The 19,353-nt window shown below is 59.9% G+C and carries 15 protein-coding genes and 1 pseudogene; 4 read left to right on the top strand and 12 right to left on the bottom strand.

All coding sequences use genetic code 11. The features are described from left to right. The first annotated feature begins 1 nt into the window (after nt 1). Nucleotides 2-772 carry a (S)-acetoin forming diacetyl reductase gene (locus KOSB73_RS18225; RefSeq protein ID WP_049085106.1) on the top strand — a complete coding sequence of 257 codons (771 nt, stop codon included), beginning with the start codon at nt 2-4 and terminating at the stop codon, nt 770-772. 57 nt (nt 773-829) lie between these two features. Here the strand turns inward: KOSB73_RS18225 and KOSB73_RS18230 are convergent, their stop codons facing one another. The 3 genes from KOSB73_RS18230 to KOSB73_RS18240 all read right to left on the bottom strand — a co-directional run bounded on the left by KOSB73_RS18230 (nt 830) and on the right by KOSB73_RS18240 (nt 4,822). Next, on the bottom strand, nt 830-1,900 hold the full coding sequence (locus KOSB73_RS18230) for an ABC transporter ATP-binding protein (RefSeq protein ID WP_049085105.1): 1,071 nt from the start codon (nt 1,898-1,900) through the stop codon (nt 830-832). Continuing rightward, a complete protein-coding gene (locus KOSB73_RS18235) occupies nt 1,893-3,662 on the bottom strand; it encodes an ABC transporter permease (RefSeq protein WP_049099218.1) in 1,770 nt (589 codons plus the stop codon). Before KOSB73_RS18235 ends, KOSB73_RS18230 begins: the two co-directional genes overlap by 8 nt. 71 nt (nt 3,663-3,733) lie before the next feature. Beyond that, a complete protein-coding gene (locus tag KOSB73_RS18240; RefSeq protein WP_004136699.1) occupies nt 3,734-4,822 on the bottom strand; it encodes an ABC transporter substrate-binding protein in 1,089 nt (362 codons plus the stop codon). A 497-nt stretch (nt 4,823-5,319) separates the two neighbouring features. On the opposite strand from KOSB73_RS18240, the gene KOSB73_RS18245 reads away from it, so the two are divergent. Together KOSB73_RS18245 and fdhF are read left to right on the top strand one after the other, a co-directional pair. Beyond that, on the top strand, nt 5,320-6,402 hold the full coding sequence (locus KOSB73_RS18245; RefSeq protein WP_049087086.1) for a malate/lactate/ureidoglycolate dehydrogenase: 1,083 nt from the start codon (nt 5,320-5,322) through the stop codon (nt 6,400-6,402). 237 nt (nt 6,403-6,639) lie between these two features. Next, nucleotides 6,640-8,790, top strand: coding sequence for a formate dehydrogenase subunit alpha (fdhF, locus tag KOSB73_RS18250; protein ID WP_024357925.1), 2,151 nt, complete (start codon nt 6,640-6,642; stop codon nt 8,788-8,790). A 151-nt stretch (nt 8,791-8,941) separates the two neighbouring features. On the opposite strand, the gene KOSB73_RS18255 is transcribed toward fdhF, so the two are convergent. Further along, nucleotides 8,942-10,093 (bottom strand): M20 aminoacylase family protein, encoded by a 1,152-nt coding sequence (locus KOSB73_RS18255; protein ID WP_064342815.1) that lies wholly within the window; start codon nt 10,091-10,093, stop codon nt 8,942-8,944. 283 nt (nt 10,094-10,376) lie between these two features. Here KOSB73_RS18255 and KOSB73_RS18260 point away from each other — a divergent pair, with 283 nt between their 5' ends. After that, a complete protein-coding gene (locus KOSB73_RS18260; protein ID WP_004139588.1) occupies nt 10,377-11,582 on the top strand; it encodes an MFS transporter in 1,206 nt (401 codons plus the stop codon). A gap of 100 nt (nt 11,583-11,682) precedes the next feature. Here KOSB73_RS18260 and KOSB73_RS18265 read toward each other — a convergent pair whose 3' ends face one another. From KOSB73_RS18265 to KOSB73_RS18300, 8 genes and pseudogenes are all read right to left on the bottom strand, one after another. Beyond that, entirely contained in the window at nt 11,683-12,405 is a 723-nt protein-coding gene (locus KOSB73_RS18265) for an amino acid ABC transporter ATP-binding protein (protein ID WP_024357923.1), read from the bottom strand. Continuing rightward, nucleotides 12,392-13,156: an amino acid ABC transporter permease gene (locus KOSB73_RS18270; RefSeq protein WP_004113535.1), complete on the bottom strand. Its 765-nt coding sequence runs from the start codon at nt 13,154-13,156 to the stop codon at nt 12,392-12,394. The genes KOSB73_RS18265 and KOSB73_RS18270 overlap by 14 nt, the downstream gene beginning before the upstream one ends. Nucleotides 13,157-13,221: 65 nt before the next feature. Beyond that, complete coding sequence (locus KOSB73_RS18275; RefSeq protein ID WP_004139585.1) at nt 13,222-13,989, bottom strand: basic amino acid ABC transporter substrate-binding protein; 768 nt, start codon at nt 13,987-13,989, stop codon at nt 13,222-13,224. Between the two features lie 95 nt (nt 13,990-14,084). Then, on the bottom strand, nt 14,085-14,984 hold the full coding sequence (locus KOSB73_RS18280) for a MurR/RpiR family transcriptional regulator (protein WP_004139584.1): 900 nt from the start codon (nt 14,982-14,984) through the stop codon (nt 14,085-14,087). Then, nucleotides 14,981-15,954 (bottom strand): annotated as a pseudogene (locus KOSB73_RS18285) (ABC transporter substrate-binding protein); the annotation flags it as partial. The pseudogene KOSB73_RS18285 and the gene KOSB73_RS18280, both read right to left, overlap by 4 nt. Further along, complete coding sequence (locus tag KOSB73_RS18290) at nt 15,945-16,997, bottom strand: FecCD family ABC transporter permease (protein WP_098140773.1); 1,053 nt, start codon at nt 16,995-16,997, stop codon at nt 15,945-15,947. The pseudogene KOSB73_RS18285 and the gene KOSB73_RS18290, both read right to left, overlap by 10 nt. After that, on the bottom strand, nt 16,994-18,019 hold the full coding sequence (locus tag KOSB73_RS18295) for a FecCD family ABC transporter permease (protein ID WP_064411018.1): 1,026 nt from the start codon (nt 18,017-18,019) through the stop codon (nt 16,994-16,996). Before KOSB73_RS18295 ends, KOSB73_RS18290 begins: the two co-directional genes overlap by 4 nt. Continuing rightward, complete coding sequence (locus tag KOSB73_RS18300; RefSeq protein WP_049088721.1) at nt 18,016-18,837, bottom strand: ABC transporter ATP-binding protein; 822 nt, start codon at nt 18,835-18,837, stop codon at nt 18,016-18,018. The genes KOSB73_RS18295 and KOSB73_RS18300 overlap by 4 nt, the downstream gene beginning before the upstream one ends. Between the last annotated feature and the right edge of the window lie 516 nt (nt 18,838-19,353).

Below are 19,353 nucleotides of genomic sequence, written 5' to 3' on the forward strand. Positions count from 1 at the left end.
AATGAAAAAAGTCGCACTCGTCACCGGCGCGGGCCAGGGTATCGGTAAAGCTATCGCCCTTCGCCTGGTGAAAGATGGTTTTGCCGTGGCTATCGCCGATTATAACGACGCCACCGCACAGGCGGTCGCTGATGAAATTAACCGCAGCGGCGGCCGGGCGCTGGCGGTGAAGGTGGATGTGTCTCAACGCGATCAGGTTTTTGCCGCCGTCGAACAGGCGCGCAAGGGCCTCGGCGGTTTTGACGTGATCGTCAACAACGCCGGGGTTGCGCCCTCCACGCCAATCGAGGAGATTCGCGAGGACGTGATCGATAAAGTCTACAATATCAACGTCAAAGGCGTTATCTGGGGCATCCAGGCCGCGGTCGAGGCGTTTAAACAAGAGGGCCACGGCGGCAAAATCATCAACGCCTGCTCCCAGGCGGGCCATGTAGGTAACCCGGAGCTGGCGGTCTATAGCTCCAGTAAGTTTGCCGTGCGCGGCCTGACGCAAACCGCCGCCCGCGATCTGGCGCATCTGGGAATTACCGTTAACGGCTACTGCCCGGGGATCGTCAAAACCCCAATGTGGGCGGAGATTGACCGCCAGGTTTCCGAAGCGGCGGGTAAACCGCTGGGTTACGGAACCCAGGAGTTCGCCAAACGCATTACCCTTGGACGGCTATCCGAGCCGGAAGACGTCGCGGCCTGCGTCTCTTATCTCGCCGGTCCAGACTCCAACTATATGACCGGCCAATCGCTGCTGATCGATGGCGGCATGGTATTTAACTAATAATAAATAAGCTCTGACATGGTTTGCCCCGGCTTCACCGCCGGGGCTTTTTTTATCTCAACCTTTCGGGAAGATCCACAGGTCGCTGACGGGCAACGCCAGATGGCAACGCTCGGCATCGCGCAGCGCGCTGCCGTAGGCGCGTATGGCGAAATCATCGCCTTCGGTGCGAAACAGATACTCCCAGCGGTCGCCGAGGTACATGCTGGTCAACAGCGGCAACGCCAGCATGTTCTCTTCAGGCGCCGAAGCGATGCGCAGGCGCTCAACGCGGATCACCGCCGTCGCCTCTTCCCCCACGCTGACCCCTTCCCCCGCCATTCCCCAGAGCGCCCAGCTGGCTCCCTCAATGCGCGCCCGACCGTTCTCCAGCGCGCTGACGGTGCCATGCAGGCGATTATTACTGCCCATAAACTCGGCGGCAAACAGCGTTTTCGGGCTGCCGTACATCTCCTGCGGGGTGCCCTGCTGCTCGATCACGCCGTTATTAAGCAGCAGAATGCGATCGGAAATCGCCATCGCCTCATTCTGATCGTGCGTGACCATCAGCGCCGACAGTCCCAGCTTGACGATCAGCTCGCGCAAAAAGACCCGCGCTTCTTCCCGCAGCTTGGCGTCCAGATTCGACAGCGGTTCATCCAGCAGGATCACCGGCGGGTTGTAAACCAGTGCCCTGCCGATGGCCACGCGCTGCTGCTGTCCTCCGGAGAGCTGATGCGGATGGCGATTGCCAAGATGCCCCAGCCCCAGCTGTTCAAGTACGGTCTGGACCCGCTGCTTGATCTCCGCGGCGGCAACCTTACGCAGCTTCAGCGGGTAAGCGACGTTTTCAAACACTGTTTTATGCGGCCACAGCGCGTAGGACTGAAACACCAGCCCCAGGTTGCGCTCCTCGGCCGGAATTTCGCTACGCGGGTTGCCGTCATAGACGCGGGATTTTCCAATGGTGATAATGCCGCCGGTCGGCTTCTCCAGCCCGGCGACCGCCCGCAGCAGCGTGGTTTTTCCGCTGCCCGATGGCCCTAGCAGCGACACCACCTCTCCCCGCTTCAGTTCCATGGACACGCCCTTAAGCACCGGATTATCGCCGTAGGTCAGATGCAGGTTTTCTACCGATAATTCAATCATGTAATTTCACTCCAAAGCGCAGCGCGATACCCAGCCCCACGACCACCAGCAGGATATTGATGAAGGAGAGCGCGGCGACAATATCGATAGCCCCCGCCGCCCACAGCGAGACCAGCATCGAACCGATCGTTTCGGTTCCGGGCGAAAGCAGATAAACCCCGGTTGAGTATTCGCGCTCGAAGATAAGAAACATCAGCAGCCATGAGCCGATTAAGCCGTAGCGCGACAGCGGCACCGTGACGTGACGGGTAATCTGCCCGCGCGATGCGCCGGTACTGCGCGCGGCCTCTTCCAGCTCCGGCGCCACCTGCAGCAGCGTCGAGGAGATCAGCCGCAGGCCGTAGGCCATCCACACCACGGTATAAGCCAGCCAGACGCTAAAAATAGTATTACGCAGCGCGCGCAGCTGAACGATCAGGTGCTCGCGCAGCCAGTCCGCCACCGGCAGCGCCGAGAGCCAGCCGTTTTTCAGCGACTGATCGAGCCACATCGGCAGAAACAGAAACACCCACAGAAACGCCAGCCCGGCCAGCAGCCCCGGCACGGCGCGCGGTACCAGCACGCTGTAGTCAAGAAAGCGCGTGACGTTATCCGGTTTACGGTGCATGGCGATGCCCACGAACAGATAGCAGACCACCGCCAGCGCGCCGCCGAACACGCCAATCGCCATGGAGTTAACGATGGCGCGCAGCAGGTTCGGCTGCTGCCAGATGCTACGGAACGTCGCCAGCGAGAGCTCATCCCATAGCGAAACGCCTACGCCCCAGTTTGAAATAAAGGCCCGCAGCGCCACGCCGAGCAGCGGCACGCCGATAGTGACCGTCAGCCAGGCCACCACCACAATCCCGGCGACCCAGCGCCATTTCCCCAGCGGCAGCGCGCGGGCCTGGGACGCTTTCCCCTTCATGGTGACAAAGCGGTTGGCAGTGCGCATCAGGCGGCGCTGGAGCATTACCAGCGGAATGGTGATGCAGATCAGCACCACCGCTACCGCCGCCATCAGGTGATAGGAAGGGGTGCCGAGCTTGTTGGTCAGCTTATAAAGATAGGTCGCCAGCACCATGTTGCCCTCCGGGTCCCCCAGCACCAACATCAGGCCAAACACTTCCAGACCAAGGAAAAACAGCAGCACGCAGGCGTAGAGTATCGACGGTCGCACCATGGGCAAGCTCACCGCCGTCATCACCTGCAGCGGCGATGCGCCCACCGTGCGCGCGGCCTCCTCCACGTCCGACCCGACGCTGCGCAGGGCGGATGAGATATAGAGATAGGCATGCGGAACGTGCGTCAGTCCGGCAATCACCACGATGCTGAACATTGAGTAAATATTCCACGGTACGAAACCGATCAGCTGTTCCGCCCATTGCGAAAAGAAACCTACCGGTCCGGCCGCCACCACGTAACCAAAGCCCAGCACCATCGGCGAAACGAAAATCGGCACCAGAATCAGCGGCTCAATAAACCGCCGCCCGGGTAAATCGGTGCGCACCATTAAAAAAGCGAGGATCCCGCCGAGGGGGATGGCGATCGCCACCAGACCGAAGGCGAGAATAAAACCGGATTTTAGCGCCAGATAAAAATCCGGGTCGCTAAAGATAAACGCGAAGGCTTCGAGGCTGAACGACTTCGAGCGGGCAAAAAAAGGCGCCGAGAGAAAGCTCTGCACCACGATAAACAACAGCGGGACATAAATCGCCAGCGCCGTCATCACGACGATGATACCGCGCGGCAAACCCTGCCATTTTCGACGTAAGACATTCATAAGCGATCCCTTTAAATCTGGCGGGCATTAAGCGGGCTGCGCATCCGGAAAAGAGGCGCAGCGCCGGGGGGTTATTTCGCCGCGGCGGTACGCCACTGTTTGATAAATTCCAGACGTTGCTTCGGCTCAAGATACGCCAGCAGCGTTTCATCGACCGGAATCGGCTTCAGCGCGCTGCCAAGCATTTTGGTCATGCCGTCAATATCATTTTTACCTTCGATATCATTGCGCAGGGAGGGAATATCGGCCTGGTTCGCGAGGATGCTTTGCCCCTTTTCCGACAGCACGTAGTCAAACCACAGCTTCGCCGCATTAAGATGCTCGGCTTCTGCGGTAATAAAGGAGACCCGGGAGAGCACCAGCACGTAATCTTTCGGATATGAGATGCCAAGCGAAGGGTCGGTTTTCGCCCGCGCTTCCGCGTAGGAACCGAGAATATTGTAGCCAATCAGGTTTTCACCGGAGGAGACGCGCTCCATCATCGTACCGGTGGATGATTGCACCGTCAGGCCGCCTTTCGCAATGCCCGCCAGATCGTTAAAGTAGTTAGCATCGGCTTTGCTGTCCTGCACCGCCAGCATAAAACCCAGCCCTGATTTTTCAATATCGTACGTGGTGACCTTGCCTTTGAATTTATCGGCCTGAGCGGAGATAAGCTTCGCCAGCGCGGTATGCGAGTCCGGAACATCACCCTGCGGGATCAGCCGTTTATTATAGATAAAGACCACCGGCTCGTAGGTCGTGCCGTAAGCTTTTTGTTGCCAGACCGCCCATTTTGGCAGCTTATCCCGCTCCGGCGAGGCGTACTCTTCGGCGTATTCGGTGGCAAGCTTCAGCGCCGTATCCATGGAAGAGCTCCAGACCACATCGCCGCTGCCGCCGCCCGCCGCCTGTTCGCTGATATAACGGTTGTACAATTCGGTACTGTTCATATCGTTATATTCAACTTTAATGCCGGGATATTGCGCCTCAAAGCCTTTAATTAACGGGCCTGCGGCCTTGGTATCGGTCGTTGAATAGATAACCACTTTGCCTTCTTTAATCCCGGCATCCACCACTTTTTGATAATCCGCCGGGTAGCCCTCAGGGACTGTGGCAAGAACCTGACCGGAGAATATTGCCGTCAGTGAAATCATTAACCCACTAATTTTCATATACATAAAATCAACCTTTAGGTATCAATTATTAAACGTAATTTTAACATATAGCGGGACGCCAGAGCCTTGCAACGCCGGATTTTGTTTTTTTACGGCTTTTGTGACGCTGGCGTAATTTAAAGGAAGATTCGCGGGATAAAGCGAAAGCGATTAACGCTCTGCGGCGGGAATATTAAGAAAACATTAAGTTTTTTTGCATATATGGCTCGCCGAATTTTGGCTTTGATTAACTAGAATAATAAAAGTGACGCTCCGTTTTACCTGCAAAGAAAGGTATAACGCGTCTCACTCTGCCGCTAACACAGGGGCTTGACCGCCATGGCGTGGTTTATATATCACCAGCTTCAAGGATTTGTCTCCATCCTCTCCGCAGCAATAACCGCCAGCGAAAAGCCTTTAATACAAAAGTCAAAACCTTGATCTTCGCCGTTGCTCAGCGCAGCATGGAAATGCAAACACGCTAAAACAATAATCCGCAACCCATTCACAGGAGAGAATCAGTGCAAACAGGACATCGCTTCCAGGCCACGGATCTGCATCAATTTGTTAAAACCCTTTTCACCCATATGGGAAGCTCCCCCACCGAAGCGTCGCTTATCGCCGACCACCTTATTGCCGCCAACCTGGCCGGGCACGATTCCCACGGCGTCGGTATGATCCCAAGCTACGTACGCTCCCACGCGCAGGGCTATCTCCAGCTCAACCGCCACGCTAGCGTGATGAAGGACGCGGGCGCGGTGGTCACGCTGGACGGCAACGGCGGATTCGGCCAGGTGGTGGCCCATGAAGCCATGCAGATCGGTATTGAGAAGGCAAAACAGCACGGTTTGGCCGCCGTGGCGCTGCGCAACGCGCACCATATTGGCCGCATCGGCTACTGGGCGGAACAGTGCGCGGCCGCCGGAATGATCTCTATCCATTTCGTTAACGTCGTTGGCAACGTGATGGTCGCCCCGTTCCGTGGGAAAGACAGCCGCTTCGGCACCAACCCGCTGTGCGTGGTGTTCCCGCGCGTCGGCCATCCGCCGCTGCTGCTGGATTACGCCACCAGCGCCATCGCCTTCGGTAAAACCCGCGTTGCCTGGCATAAAGGGGTTCCGGTACCGGCAGGGTCGCTGATCGACGCTCGCGGCGTCCCCACCACCGACCCGGCGGTGATGCAGACCTCGCCGCTGGGGGCGCTGCTGACCTTTGCCGAACATAAAGGCTACGCGCTGGCGACGCTGTGCGAAGCGATCGGCGGCGCGGTATCCGGCGGCAAAACCTCGCATCAGGAGACGCTGCAGGGCAGCGTGGACGCCATCTTCAACTGCATGACCACCATTATTCTCAGCCCAGAAGCGTTCGATGCGCCGGATATGCAGCGCGAGACCGAAGCGTTTATCGACTGGTGTAAACAGTCGCCGCACGAGCCGGACGCGCCCATTCTGGCGCCGGGGGAGTGGGAAGAGGCGAACCGTCGGCAGCGTCTGGCGCAGGGCATTCCGCTGGACGCCGGAAGCTGGCAGGCGATTTGCGCCGCCGCCGAGGAGGTAGGAGTACCCGCCGATACCCTCGCGCAGCTACGCCAGAAGCTAGCCTGATTGTCCCTTGATGACGCCCGAGCGGGCGTCATGTCATCGTCATTAGTGTCGACATCGCCGCCGCCCCGCCTGCACCTCCCGATTATTCTAAATTAATTCAATAAGTTAAAATTTGGCACATCCTATGCATAACGCTCCCGTCATCTGCCGGTACGCTGGCGCATGACGCCCTGACAAGGGCGGGCCGGGCCCGGCCTGTCCATTGTTGTTTATTCTCTGTTAACAGGTCTGTTACTGATGAAAAAAATCACGAGCGTTTGCCCTTATTGCGGGGCCGGTTGCAAACTTAAGCTGGTCGTCGAAAACAATAAGATTATCCGAGCCGAAGCCGCTGATGGCGTTACCAACCAAAATCAGCTGTGCCTGAAAGGCTATTACGGCTGGGATTTTCTCAACGACACCCAGTTGCTGACGCCGCGTCTGCAGCAGCCGATGATTCGCTACCAGAAAGGCGGCAAGTTCACCCCGGTAAGCTGGGATGAAGCCATCCGCTATACGGCGAAAAAACTGCGTGAAATAAAGGAGAAGCATGGCCCGCGCGCCATTATGACGACCGGTTCATCGCGCGGTACCGGCAATGAAACCAACTACGTGATGCAGAAGTTCGCCCGCGGGGTGCTCAACACCAATAACGTCGACTGCTGCGCCCGCGTCTGCCACGGCCCGTCGGTCGCCGGCCTGCAGCTGGCGCTCGGCAACGGCGCGATGAGCAACTCGATTAGCGATATTGAGAACTCAAAATGCCTGCTGGTCTTTGGCTATAACTGCGCCGACTCCCACCCAATCGTCGCCCGCCGGGTGATTAAGGCCCGCGAAAACGGGGCAAAAATCATCGTCTGCGACCCGCGTCGTATCGAAACCGCCCGCATCGCCGATCGCCATCTGCAGCTCAATAACGGCAGCAACATGGCGCTGGTCAACGCCTTCGCTCACGTCCTGCTGGAAGAAGATCTGTATAACCACGACTACGTCGACCGCTTTACCGAGGGGCTGGATGCCTATCGTGAGATGGTGAAAGACTATTCCCCTGAAGCCGTCGAAGGCATCGTCGGCGTCCCGGCCGCTGAAATTCGCCAGGCGATGCGCATGTTTGCCGCCGCGCCTTCCGCCACCATTATGTGGGGCATGGGCGTCACCCAGTTCGGCCAGGCGGTGGACGTTGTCAGAGGGCTGGCGAGCCTCGCGCTGTTAACCGGCAACCTCGGGCGCGCCAACGTCGGCGTGGGGCCGGTACGCGGGCAAAACAACGTCCAGGGCGCCTGTGATATGGGCGTCCTGCCGAATATGTTCCCCGGCTACCAGGACGTCACCGACGCCGGCGTTCGCGCCAAATTCGCCAACGCCTGGGGGATTGATCCGGCGAGCATGGACGACCAGGTCGGTACCCGGATCACCGAAGTGCCGCACAAAGCGCTGACCGGCGAGATCAAAGCCTACTACATCATGGGTGAAGATCCGCTGCAAACCGAAGCCGATTTGGGTCTGGTGCGTAAAGGGATTGAGGCGCTCGATTTTGTGGTGGTGCAGGATATCTTTATGACCAAAACCGCCGAAATCGCCGATGTGCTGCTGCCCGCCACCTCCTGGGGGGAACACGGCGGCGTCTTTACCTGCGCCGACCGCGGCTTCCAGCGCTTTGAGCAGGCGATTATCGCCACCGGTAACGTTAAGCGCGACTGGGAAATCATCAGCCTGCTGGCCAGCGAAATGGGCTATCCGATGCATTACGATAATAACCAGCAGATCTGGGACGAAATGCGCGAACTCTGCCCGCTGTTCTACGGCGTCACTTACGAGAAAATGGGCGATATGAACCACGTCCAGTGGCCGTGCCCGACGCTGGATCATCCCGGTACTCCGTGGCTGTATAAAGATAACCTCTTCGATACGCCGACCGGTAAAGGTCAGCTGTTCGCCGCCCCGTGGCGTGCGCCTGCCGAGACGCCGGATGAAGCGTATCCGCTGGTGCTGTGTACCGTGCGCGAAGTCGGCCACTACTCGTGTCGTTCGATGACCGGCAACTGCGCGGCTCTGCAGTCGCTTGCCGATGAGCCAGGACGGGTGCAAATCAACCGCGCCGACGCGCAGCGCCTCGGGATCGCCGACCAGCAGCTGGTGTGGGTCAGCTCGCGGCGCGGCAAGGTGATTACCCGCGCCGACATCAGCGATCGCATTAATGAAGGCGCGGTGTACATGACCTATCAGTGGTGGGTCGGCGCCTGTAATGAGCTGACGCAGGATAATCTCGACCCAATCTCGAAAACGCCGGAAACCAAATACTGCGCGGTGAAGGTGGAGGCTATCGCGGATCAGCGCTGGGCCGAACAGTATGCCTGGACAAGCTATAGCGAGATGAAAGCCCGCCTGAAAGCGGCGGTTAACGTGTAAAACAACGCAGGGAGATGCGCGCGTCTCCCTGCATAGCCACTTTTGTTCCCGGGGGCGGCGCTCAACGCGCCTTGCCCGGGCTACAGGTTCAGTGCCGTCTGCGGAGCGGTAGCCCGGACAGATGCGCAGCGCCGCCTCCGGGATCGCCCTCTTACGCCAGCAGTTTCTCCACCAGCGCCGTCCACAGCGCCACGCCGTGAGGGAGCAGCTCATCGTTAAAATCATAGCCGGCGTTATGCAACGGCTTTGACGCCGTCTCGCCATCGGCGCCAATCCAAAAATAGGCGCCAGGACAAGCCTCCAGCATGCAGGCAAAATCTTCCGAGGCCATGGAGGGGTTCCCGTTCCAGCTCACCGCCGACTCCCCCAGCAGCGCGGTCGCTACCTCGCGCACCTTTTGCGCTTCGGCCGGATGGTTAGTGGTCACCGGATAACCGGGATACCAGGCGATTGCGCCTTCCACCTCTGACACCTGCGGCTGGGCGGCGACATAGCTCTCAATCAGCCCCCTGACCCGCGCGCGCACCTGGTTGTCCAGGCAGCGGAAGGTCCCGCGCAGCACCACTTTATCCGGCAGCACGTTGATCGCCTCTCCGCCGGCAATCTGGGTAATGCTCACCACCGTCGACTCCTGCGGCGACAGGCGGCGCGAAGGAATGGTTTGCAGCGCCATAATCAGCTGCGCCGCGGCGACAATCGGGTCCGCTCCGCGCTCCGGCATCGCCGCATGGCAGCTTTTGCCGGTCAGGGTAATTTCAAACGCGTCGAGAGAGGCCATCATCGCCCCGCTGCCGATCGCCACCTGGCCCAGCGGCATACCCGGCCAGTTGTGCAGCGCATAAATGGCATCCATCGGGAAGCGCTCAAACAGCCCCTCCTCTACCATTTTCCGCGCGCCGCCCAGGTTCTCCTCGGCGGGCTGGAAAACAAAGTGCACGGTACCGCGAAAGCGGCGGGTCTGCGCCAGATGCGCCGCTGTCGCCAGCAGCATCGCGCTATGACCATCATGGCCGCAGGCGTGCATCACGCCAGGATTGCGCGATTTATAGCCGACATCGCTCTGCTCGGCGATCGGCAGCGCGTCCATATCGGCCCGCAGGCCAATCACCGGACCGGGGCCGTTCTCCAGGGTCGCGACCACGCCGGTACCCGCCAGCCCGCGATGCACCTGGAGGCCAAACGACGCGAGCAGTTCAGCCACCCGACGCGAGGTTTCCTGTTCCTGATACCCCAGCTCAGGGCAAGCATGAAAATCACGTCGCCAGCGAATGGCCTCGGCGATCAGTGAAGAGGATACTGCCATGTCATACTCCTTTCCTGCACAGCATCAGCGCTGAACGAGTGTGTTATTCAATAAATTGGGGCTACAGGTAGTCCGCCAGCCTATTGGTTATATCCTTTCGCCTGCTCGCTGACAACTTCCGCCAAACCCTGCGCCGGCGCGCCTTTACGCGGCCCCCTCGCCAGCGCCGTCCTTTTTTGTAGTGATATCAACGGTGACATAAGGCGTGCGATTAATTATTATGCAGCTATACTGGCGTTTTACCGAATAATTCACTCTTCATACCTCCTTAACCGGAAATAAAATGTTCAACCCAGAGCAGAATCGCCTTGCCCCCACGCTGGCGATGATCATGGCGGCTTCATTAGTGGGATTTATCACCGGATACACGGTGCCCTTAATCAGTCTGGAGCTGGCGCAGCAGCAGATTGATACCGTTTACGTCGGCCTGCTGGCCGCGCTACCGCCAGCGGGGATGATGATCTCCTCCTTCCTCTCACCCGCGCTGTGCCGACGCTTTGAGATGGGGCTTCTGCTCTCCGTCAGTCTGGTGGCGCTGGCTGCGGCAACCATCGCCTCCTGCCTGTCGTTTGATATGGTTCATCTCCTGCTGCCGCGGCTGGTTACCGGCCTGGCGTCGGGGGTGATTATCGTCATTGGCGAAAGCTGGATCACCGGCGGCGCGGCGGGGAAAAACCGGGCAACCCTGACCGGCATTTATGCCTCCGCCTTTACCGGCTGTCAGCTGGCGGGGCCGCTGCTGATCTCCGCCGGAGAAGCGTATCAATCATGGACGCTGCTGCTCGTCGGACTGGTGACCCTCGCCTGCCTGCTGATGCTCCGCCATCTGCCCTCCGGCAGCCGCGAACGGCTGGCGGAACGCGCCAGCTGGCGCAGCCTCGGCGCTTTTTTGCCGGTACTGGCTTCCGGCGTATTCTGTTTTGCCTTTTTTGATGCCAGCATTCTGGCGCTGCTGCCGTTGTACGGTATGGATAAAGGGCTAAGTGAAGTCACGGCGGTGCTGCTGGTGACGGTGGTATTGACCGGCGACGCCGTATTCCAGGCGCCGCTGGGCTGGATTGCCGACCGCTTCGGCATCCGCCGCGTACATCTGACCTGTGCGGTGGTCTTCTGCCTCGCCCTGTTGGCCCTGCCGTTTCTGCTGGCGTCGCATATCCAGCTGATTGTCGGCTGCCTGCTTCTCGGCGCCGCGGCGGGGGCGCTCTATACCCTGTCGCTGGTCCGCGCCGGGAAAACCTTCTCCGGGCAAAAGCTGATTATGATCAACGCCCTGCTGGGATTCTTTTGGTCCGCGGGCAGCGTGGCCGGGCCGGTAGTCAGCGGATTGTTAATCAGCGTCGCGGGCTATGATGGTCTGCTGATGACGCTGTTTGTCAGCGGCGCGCTGTTCCTGCTGATCCAGTGCCTGGGTAAAAGCGAAAAAGCGCTGCTGGCGGACGAACGCGAGCGCGAAGAAGAGATGGATGATATTAGCGAGGCGGCGCAGTAGCGCTTAAGGGCCGTCACGGTTCGACAAAACGAAAGCGCCCTCATCGCCCGCGCAAGATCTTCTCCCCGGCGGCGCAGCCGCGCGCCGGGGTCGTTATCGATTACAGCACTTTACTTAAAAACGCGGCGGTGCGCGGGTTAGTCGGCGCGCTAAAGATCTGCGCCGGTTTTCCCTCTTCCTGAATGATGCCCTGGTCGATAAAGATAACCCGGTCGGCCACTTCGCGGGCAAAGCCCATTTCGTGGGTCACGATAACCATGGTCATCCCTTCGCTGGCGAGGTTTTTCATCACCTCCAGCACGTCGCCCACCAGCTCAGGATCGAGCGCCGAGGTGGGCTCATCGAACAGCATAATCGACGGCTTCATCGCCAGCGCGCGGGCGATGGCCACCCGCTGCTGCTGCCCTCCGGAGAGGCTGGAGGGCCAGGCGTCGCGCTTGTCGCTCAGCCCGACCTTCGCCAGCAGCTCTTCCGCCAGACGCACCGCCTCCGCGCGCGCCATGCCGCGCAGGTTCATCGGGGCCATAATCAGGTTTTCCAGCACCGTTTTGTGCGGGAACAGATTAAAACGCTGAAACACCATGCCGACGCTTTCCCGCATCTTATTCAGATCGGTCGCGCGATCGTGGGCGGCAAAGCCGTTCACCTCCACCTCGCCTTCGCTGACGGTTTCCAGCGCGTTCATGCAGCGCAGGAAGGTGCTTTTCCCGGAGCCGGACGGGCCGATAATACAGACCACTTCCTGCGGTTTGATATCGCAGCTGATGCCGCGCAGAACGTGGCTATCGCCGAAGCGCTTGTGCAGATTGTTAATGTGAATCACTTTTGCCAAACCTCTTTTCCAGACGGTTAACCAGCTGCGCCAGCAGGAAAGTAATGACCCAGTAAACCAGGGAGATGGTCAGGTAGGGTTCCCAGTAGGTGGCGTAGGCGCCGGAAACGGTGCGCGCGGCGTAGGCCAGGTCCGCCAGACCGATGGCCGACGCCAGCGAGGAGTCCTTGACGATGGCGATGGCGTTGTTGCCCAGCGGCGGCAGAATGCGGCGAAACGCCTGCGGCAAAATCACCTGACGCATGGTTTTCCACCACGGCATTCCCAGCGCCCGGGAGGCTTCCATCTGCCCCTTATCGATCGACTGGATCCCGGCGCGGAATATTTCGGAGACGTAGGCCCCGGCGTTCAGCGTAATCGCCACGATACAGGAGAGAAACGCGCCATAGTTCGAGCGCAGCTCGCGGGCGAAATCGGCGCTCATCATGCCGCTGGTCACCAGCAGACCGTCGCGCGGGTTGATAAACAGCGGCACCAGCGCGAAGTGCACCACCATAATTTGCACGAACAGCGGCGTGCCGCGAAACGCGCTGACGTAAAAACGCACCGGAAACTGCACCAGATAACGCAGAACGTATTTCCATACCCCGTGCTCAGCTTTCGCCATCCGCCCCAGCCCGAGAGTCAGCCCCCACAGGGTGCCAAGGATCACGCAGATAATGGTACATTTAATGGTCATCAGGGCACCGTCCATAAACAGCGGACCGTACTCCTCAATGATCTCCCAACGGAATCCCGTCATAACCCTTCCCTAAAAAATACGGCTATCGCCAGAGTCGATAGCCGTGATGAAAACAAATATGCGAATTATTGCGCTGGCAGCGTCGGGACGTTGTCGTCGAACCAGGTTTTATAGATTTTGGCGTAGGTGCCGTCAGCGATGATTTTCTGTAAACCGGCGTTGATTTTCGCCTGCAGCTCGCTGTTGCCTTTCGCCACCGCGATACCGAAATACTGGCGCTCAAATTTGGCATCCGGCACCAGCTTGAACTGCTTCTCCGGGTGCTGCTTGATGTAGTATTTCACCACGCCGACGTCGCCAACCGCCGCGCTGACGCCGTCTTCAAACAGCTCCTGCAGCATCAGCGGGGTATTATCAAAACGCTTGATCGAGGTGCTGTTCTTGCCCAGCACGTCGGAGACCACGATATCGCCGGTGCTGGAGTTCACCACCCCGACTTTCTCACTTTTCAGCGCCTCAAGGGAGGTGACTTTTGAATCCGCCGGCACGACGATGGACTGCTCGGCCGGGAAATAAGGGGCGGAGAAATCCACCATCTGCTTACGCTTATCGGTGATGGTGATCCCGGAGATAATAATGTCGCGATCGCCGGTGCTCAGGGTGGCGAAGATCCCTTCCCACGGCGTATTGACCAGTTTGATATCAAAGCCTTCCGCTTTGGCGATCGCTTTAATGATATCGATATCAAAACCTTCCAGCTGTTTCTGGCTGTTCTCAAACTCAAACGGGCGATAGGTGCCGCCGGAGCCCACCACGTATGTTTGCTGAGCCGCGTGGGCGGTGCCGATCATCGCCGCGACCAGGCAGCATGCTTTCATCCAGTTCTTAACCATGACAACTCCGTTTTATGCATTAATTTTGCATAAAAATACACAGAGTCAGCATGGCATGCAACCGGAAACCTTGCCGAGAGTAAATTATCTGCCGTTTAGCTTCGTTTACCGCCGGATTTCCCGATGGCCCGATGCAATTCATTGATCCGCTTCATCGATTTCACCGTCTTCTGCGGCGCGGTGGAGGCCACCGACAGCACGATCATCTCCAGGCATACCAGCACCGTCCCGTGCAGCGGCACCCGCCCGTTATCGCCGCCGCGCGGCACCTCAATCACCACCTGCGCCTGCTGGCTAAAGCGGGAGTCCAGCGCCTGAGTCAGCAAGATCGTCGGGATCCCCAGGCGCCGGGCCTCGCGCAGGGTAGTCATCCCCTCCCGGTGCGGCGACTTTTGCCCCATCATAATCAGCACATCGCCGCGCTGCAGGCCGATCAGCTGCTCGGCGAGGCTAAAGCCGGTGCGGTTCATCACGTACGAAGGCAGGCCGATGCGGCTCAGTAGCCTGGCGGTATATTCCGCCAGTATGCCCGAGGCGCCGATCCCGAAAATGCCCACCTGGCGCGCGCCGGTCAGCAGCGCCACAGCCTGAGCCACCGCCGCGCGGTTGTCAGGTCGCGACAGCACTTCGCAGGCCCGCTGATGCCCCTCAAGGACAAAATCAATGCTCGAATGGACATCGCTGGAGAGCGCGCTCACCGTTGAAATCATCTTTTCCGACGAGGTCGCCGATGGGCCAAACCAGCGTTCCATGGTCTGCTTTAGTTCCCGCAGTCCGGCGAAGCCGAGCGCCTGGATGGCGCGTACCACCGTGGCGTCCGAGGTGTTGGTCGCGCTCGCGATTTCCATGGCCGTGCGCTCCAGCACCGCTTCCCGGTTATCGTTGATATAGCTCGCCACCGCCAGCAGACGCGGCGAAAGCTGATGCGCGCGGGCGCGAAAACGTTCGCCGAACAGGTCAACCCGCCCCTTCTCTCTCTTAACCGCCATTTTCATTTCAGCCCCTCGGGTAGAGGACGCCCGGCGATGTGCGACTGCACCTGGGTGACCATCAGCGACAGCGCGGCGTAGGAGTTAGAGATAACCTCCTCGCGCGGCAGCAGAATATAGCGCCCGGTACGGCAGGCGCGCATAAAGTCGCACCAGCCAGGCATCACGCCCTCCATCGCCCGCAGCTCATCCTGCGGCTTACCGCCGGTATCGGAGCGCCAGGTGGCAAACACAAAATCGGCATCCAGCTCCGGTAGCTGCTCGGCGCTGACGTCAATGCGCTGGCCCTCGGGGATGTTGTCAATCAGCGGCGGGAAGCGGAATCCGGCATCGCGCAGCACGCGGCCCAGCGCATGATAGGAGTGATGCACGGTCACCTTGCCGTTGTTGGCCTGAATCACCGAGACAACGATGTTTTGCGTATCCACCATCGCCTTTAGCTGGGCTATCTGCGCCTGATAGCGGCGTTCGAGGATTAAGAGCCGCGGCTGGGTACCGGTGAGCTGCGCCAGCTTGCGGTAAATGCGCGGCGCGCTGCCCTGCAAATGGTCGATGCTGACCGTTGGCGCAATCTTCTCCAGCTGCTCCACCGAGACGTGGCGGCTCGGTTCGGTAATAATCAGGTCCGGTTTCGCGGCGGCCACCGCTTCGAGGTCGATATCCGCCGTGCCGATAAACTGAATCGCACTGTTATCGAAATCAATCCCGGTCAGCTGTGCGCTGGAGCGTAAAAAGTGGCTGCCGTCCGGACGGGTCCTCCCGTGGCTGGCGACCGGCGGGACGCCAAGCTCAATCAGGGGAATGGTGATATCCAGGTCGTGCATCGACACAATGCGCTGCGGGTGCAGCGGAACGGTCACCGTGCGACCTAAGTCGTCGGTGAAGGTTTGCGTATCGGCGGCCGAGGCGACGCCCGCCAGCAGCACCAGCAGAGAAACGAACCAACGCATAGCGATCCTTTTTGATTTACAGGGCGTCACGGCGACGCCAGAGCAGAACGATAAAAAACGGACAGCCGACCAGAGCAATCACGATCCCCGCAGGGATCTGCAGCGGCGCGAACGCCAGCCGGCCAATGGTATCGGTGGCTAACACCAGCAGCGCGCCGATCAACGCGCTGCCGCAGAGCAGCGCCACCTGGCCGCCGCGCAGCAGAAAACGCGCCATATGCGGCGCCATCAGGCCAACGAAGCCAAGGCTACCGACGCAGGAGACGCTGGCGGAGGTGAGCAGCACCGGCGCGAAAAAGCGCAGCAGGGTGAGCTGCTGCAGACGTACCCCGAGGCCGATGGCCGTGCGGTCGCCGAGCAGCGCCGCATCGGCGGCCCCGGCGGTCAAAAAAAGGATCATCGCCCCGGGTAGCGCCCAGCAGAAAGCGACGGCCAACAGCGGCCAGGTCGCCGCGTGCAGGCTGCCCGCCAGCCAGATCATCGCCGTCTGTACATCGCGCACGTCGGCGGTGGTCATAAAAATGCCGACCGCCGCCGCCAGCGTCCAGGAGACGCCGATGCCGATGAGAATAAAGCGCGGGCGCGAACAGTCGCGGGCCAGCGCCAGAACCAGCAGCGCCACCAGCACGCCGCCGAGCATCCCCGCCAGCGGCCGCCAGATGACGCCCACTGCCGGAAAGAACAGCACCAGCGCCAGAACCACAATACTGGCCCCCTCCTTCACTCCGATAAGCCCGGGGTCCGCCAGACCGTTGCGGGTAATGCTCTGCATCGCCGCGCCGGCGAGGCCGAGCATCGCCCCGCACAGCAGCGCCATCAACAGCCTCGGCAGACGGATATCAAACAGGATAAAACGCGGCTGTTCGGCGACGTTTTCCACGCCCAGCAGCGCGCGAAACAGGGTACCGGAAGGCATCGGGAAACTGCCGCGGGTCAGGCCAAACAGCGCCAGCAGCAGAATAACGAGCAGCATGCCGGCTGCGATTTTTAACGCCGCGGGCCGCAGCAAAAAATGCCGGCCGCCGCAGGCAAGCGGCTGAAAACCGGCGCGACGGGCGGCGCTTTTCATTTAAAAAACCTCGCGGCGATAAAAATAAATACCGGCGCCCCCACCAGCGCGGTCATCGCGCCGGTTGCCAGCTCCTGGGGCGCGACCAGGGTACGCGCGGCGATATCCGCCAGCAGCAGCACCAGGGCGCCAACCGGGGCGGCCAGCGGCAGCGCCAGGCGAATATCTTCGCTAATCAGCCGACGCACCGCGTGGGGGACCACCAGCCCGACAAAGCCGATCGGCCCGGCCACCGCCACCGCGGAGCCGCACAATAGCGCAATGGCGGCCAGCCCCAGCAGGCGGGTCTGAACAATCTTCACCCCCAGCCCCAGCGCGACTTTATCGCCCAGCGCCAGCACGTTCAGACGCGGCGCGATGGCCAGCGCGACCGTCACTCCCGCCAGCGCCGGGAGCAGCGCCGCGCGCAGCGTTTGCCAGTTCAGTCCGGCAAGATCGCCCGCCAGCCAGGTACGCATCGCCAGTAGCGTTTGTTCATCGAGGATCAGAATCGCCGCCGTGACCGCCGAGGCAAACGCCGACAGCGCTACCCCACAGAGGGTAATGCGTAGCGGCGTCACGCCACCGCGCCCGGATGACGACAGCAGCATCACGCCGCCAAACAGCAGCGCCGCGCCGCAGGCGGCGGTGAGCGGTCTGGCTAACGCCAAGCCGCCGAGGCTGATTCCGAGCGCCGACGTCGCCACCACCGCCAGCGAAGCGCCAGCGTTAAGGCCGAGAATATGCGGCTCGCCCAGCGGATTGCGGATCACGGTTTGCAGCAGCAGCCCCGCCACGCCGAGCGCCGCGCCGGTGAGCAGCGCCGCCGCGAGACGTACCAGGCGTAAATCAACGATAATGCGGTGGTCAAAGTTGCGCGGATCGTAGTGAAACAGCGCCTGAAGCACCGTTTGCGGCGCAATCCAGCGCGCGCCGAGCCCGAGATGTACCAGCGAGCCGCCCAGCAGCAGTAAACTCAGCAGTACCAGCGCCAGCCGGGGCCGGGATTGTCGGCGCGGCAGCAGTAGCGCGGAGGCGCTCATAACGCCTTCTCCTCACGGGCGCGGAACGGCATAAAAAAGGGCTTGCCGGTCTGCGGGTTGAGCGACATCTGCACGTCCACGTCAAAAACAGTTTTGATCAGTTCCGGCGTACAGATCTCCTGTTCATTAATCACCCCGGCGATCTGCCCTTTTTTAAGAAACACCAGCAGGTCGGCGTAGTTCACCGCGAAGTTCAGGTCGTGCAGGACGGTGACCACCGTGCGGCCGTGATCGCGGGTTAAGGTTTGCAGCAGTTCGAGAATGTCGACCTGATAGCGCAGATCGAGCCAGGTAGTGGGTTCATCCAGCAGAATTGTCGCCGTTTGCTGAGCGAGGGCCATCGCGATCCAGCAGCGCTGACGCTGGCCGCCGGAGAGGCTATCAACCGCTAGATGGGCAAATTCGGCGGTGCCGGTGAGCATTAGCGCCTCTTCGACCGCCCGTTCATCGGCCTCGGACCATTGACGCATCAGACCCTGCCAGGGGTAGCGCCCGCGGGAAACCAGTTCAAACACCGTCAACCCTTCCGGCGTTAGCGGCGATTGCGGCAGAATCCCCAGCCGCCGGGAGACCTCACGGGTCGGCATCTGATGAATCACCTCGCCGTCCAGACGTACGCAGCCGCCCAGCGGCTTGAGCATCCGGGCGATGGTCGACAGCAGCGTCGATTTCCCCGAGCCGTTGGCGCCGGCCAGTACCGTCATTTTCCCGTGGGGGATGGTCAGATGAATATTATCGACAATTAGCGTCTGGCCATATCCGGCCGACAGGGAATCGAGGACGATCCCCTGCTCTGCAGGCAACACCCGCTGTGGCATAACTCGCTCCCGCGCCGCAACGGCGTGGCGCCAGGCCCGCTCGTTCCGCACTCAAACAAAAATAAATCTCATTCTCTTTTGATCATGCGGCGGATGAATGTAGTAGTCAATACCCCGAGACCGCATCGATAACGGCGGTCTACTACCGACAACCGCACCTCCAGAAAATGAATTAATAACCAATAAAAACAAAAAATTAATTTATATCCACTCTACTTATTCAGCGCTGATTGCGTGATTGTTTACGCCAGCACTTTTTTATCTTACATAACGTTTACTACTACATTCCTTCGTGATTGAATGATTCTCAATTACATATCTGCACGCCTTCTGGCGTTAATAACAGATAGCTTTCTTTTTCAGGGCAATGATTTTATTGGCTTTACCTCTGCGCAAAGGCGAGGTTCGTTCACGAGACACAAAAATGATTCCATTAAATGTCCCTTTTTCGGCATTAAAAGGGCGTGCGCTTTTTTCACTGATTTTTTTTACCTCACCGGGATTAGTGGCCGCGGA

Source organism: Klebsiella grimontii (genome assembly GCF_900200035.1).
In the GTDB taxonomy this organism is placed as follows: domain Bacteria; phylum Pseudomonadota; class Gammaproteobacteria; order Enterobacterales; family Enterobacteriaceae; genus Klebsiella; species Klebsiella grimontii.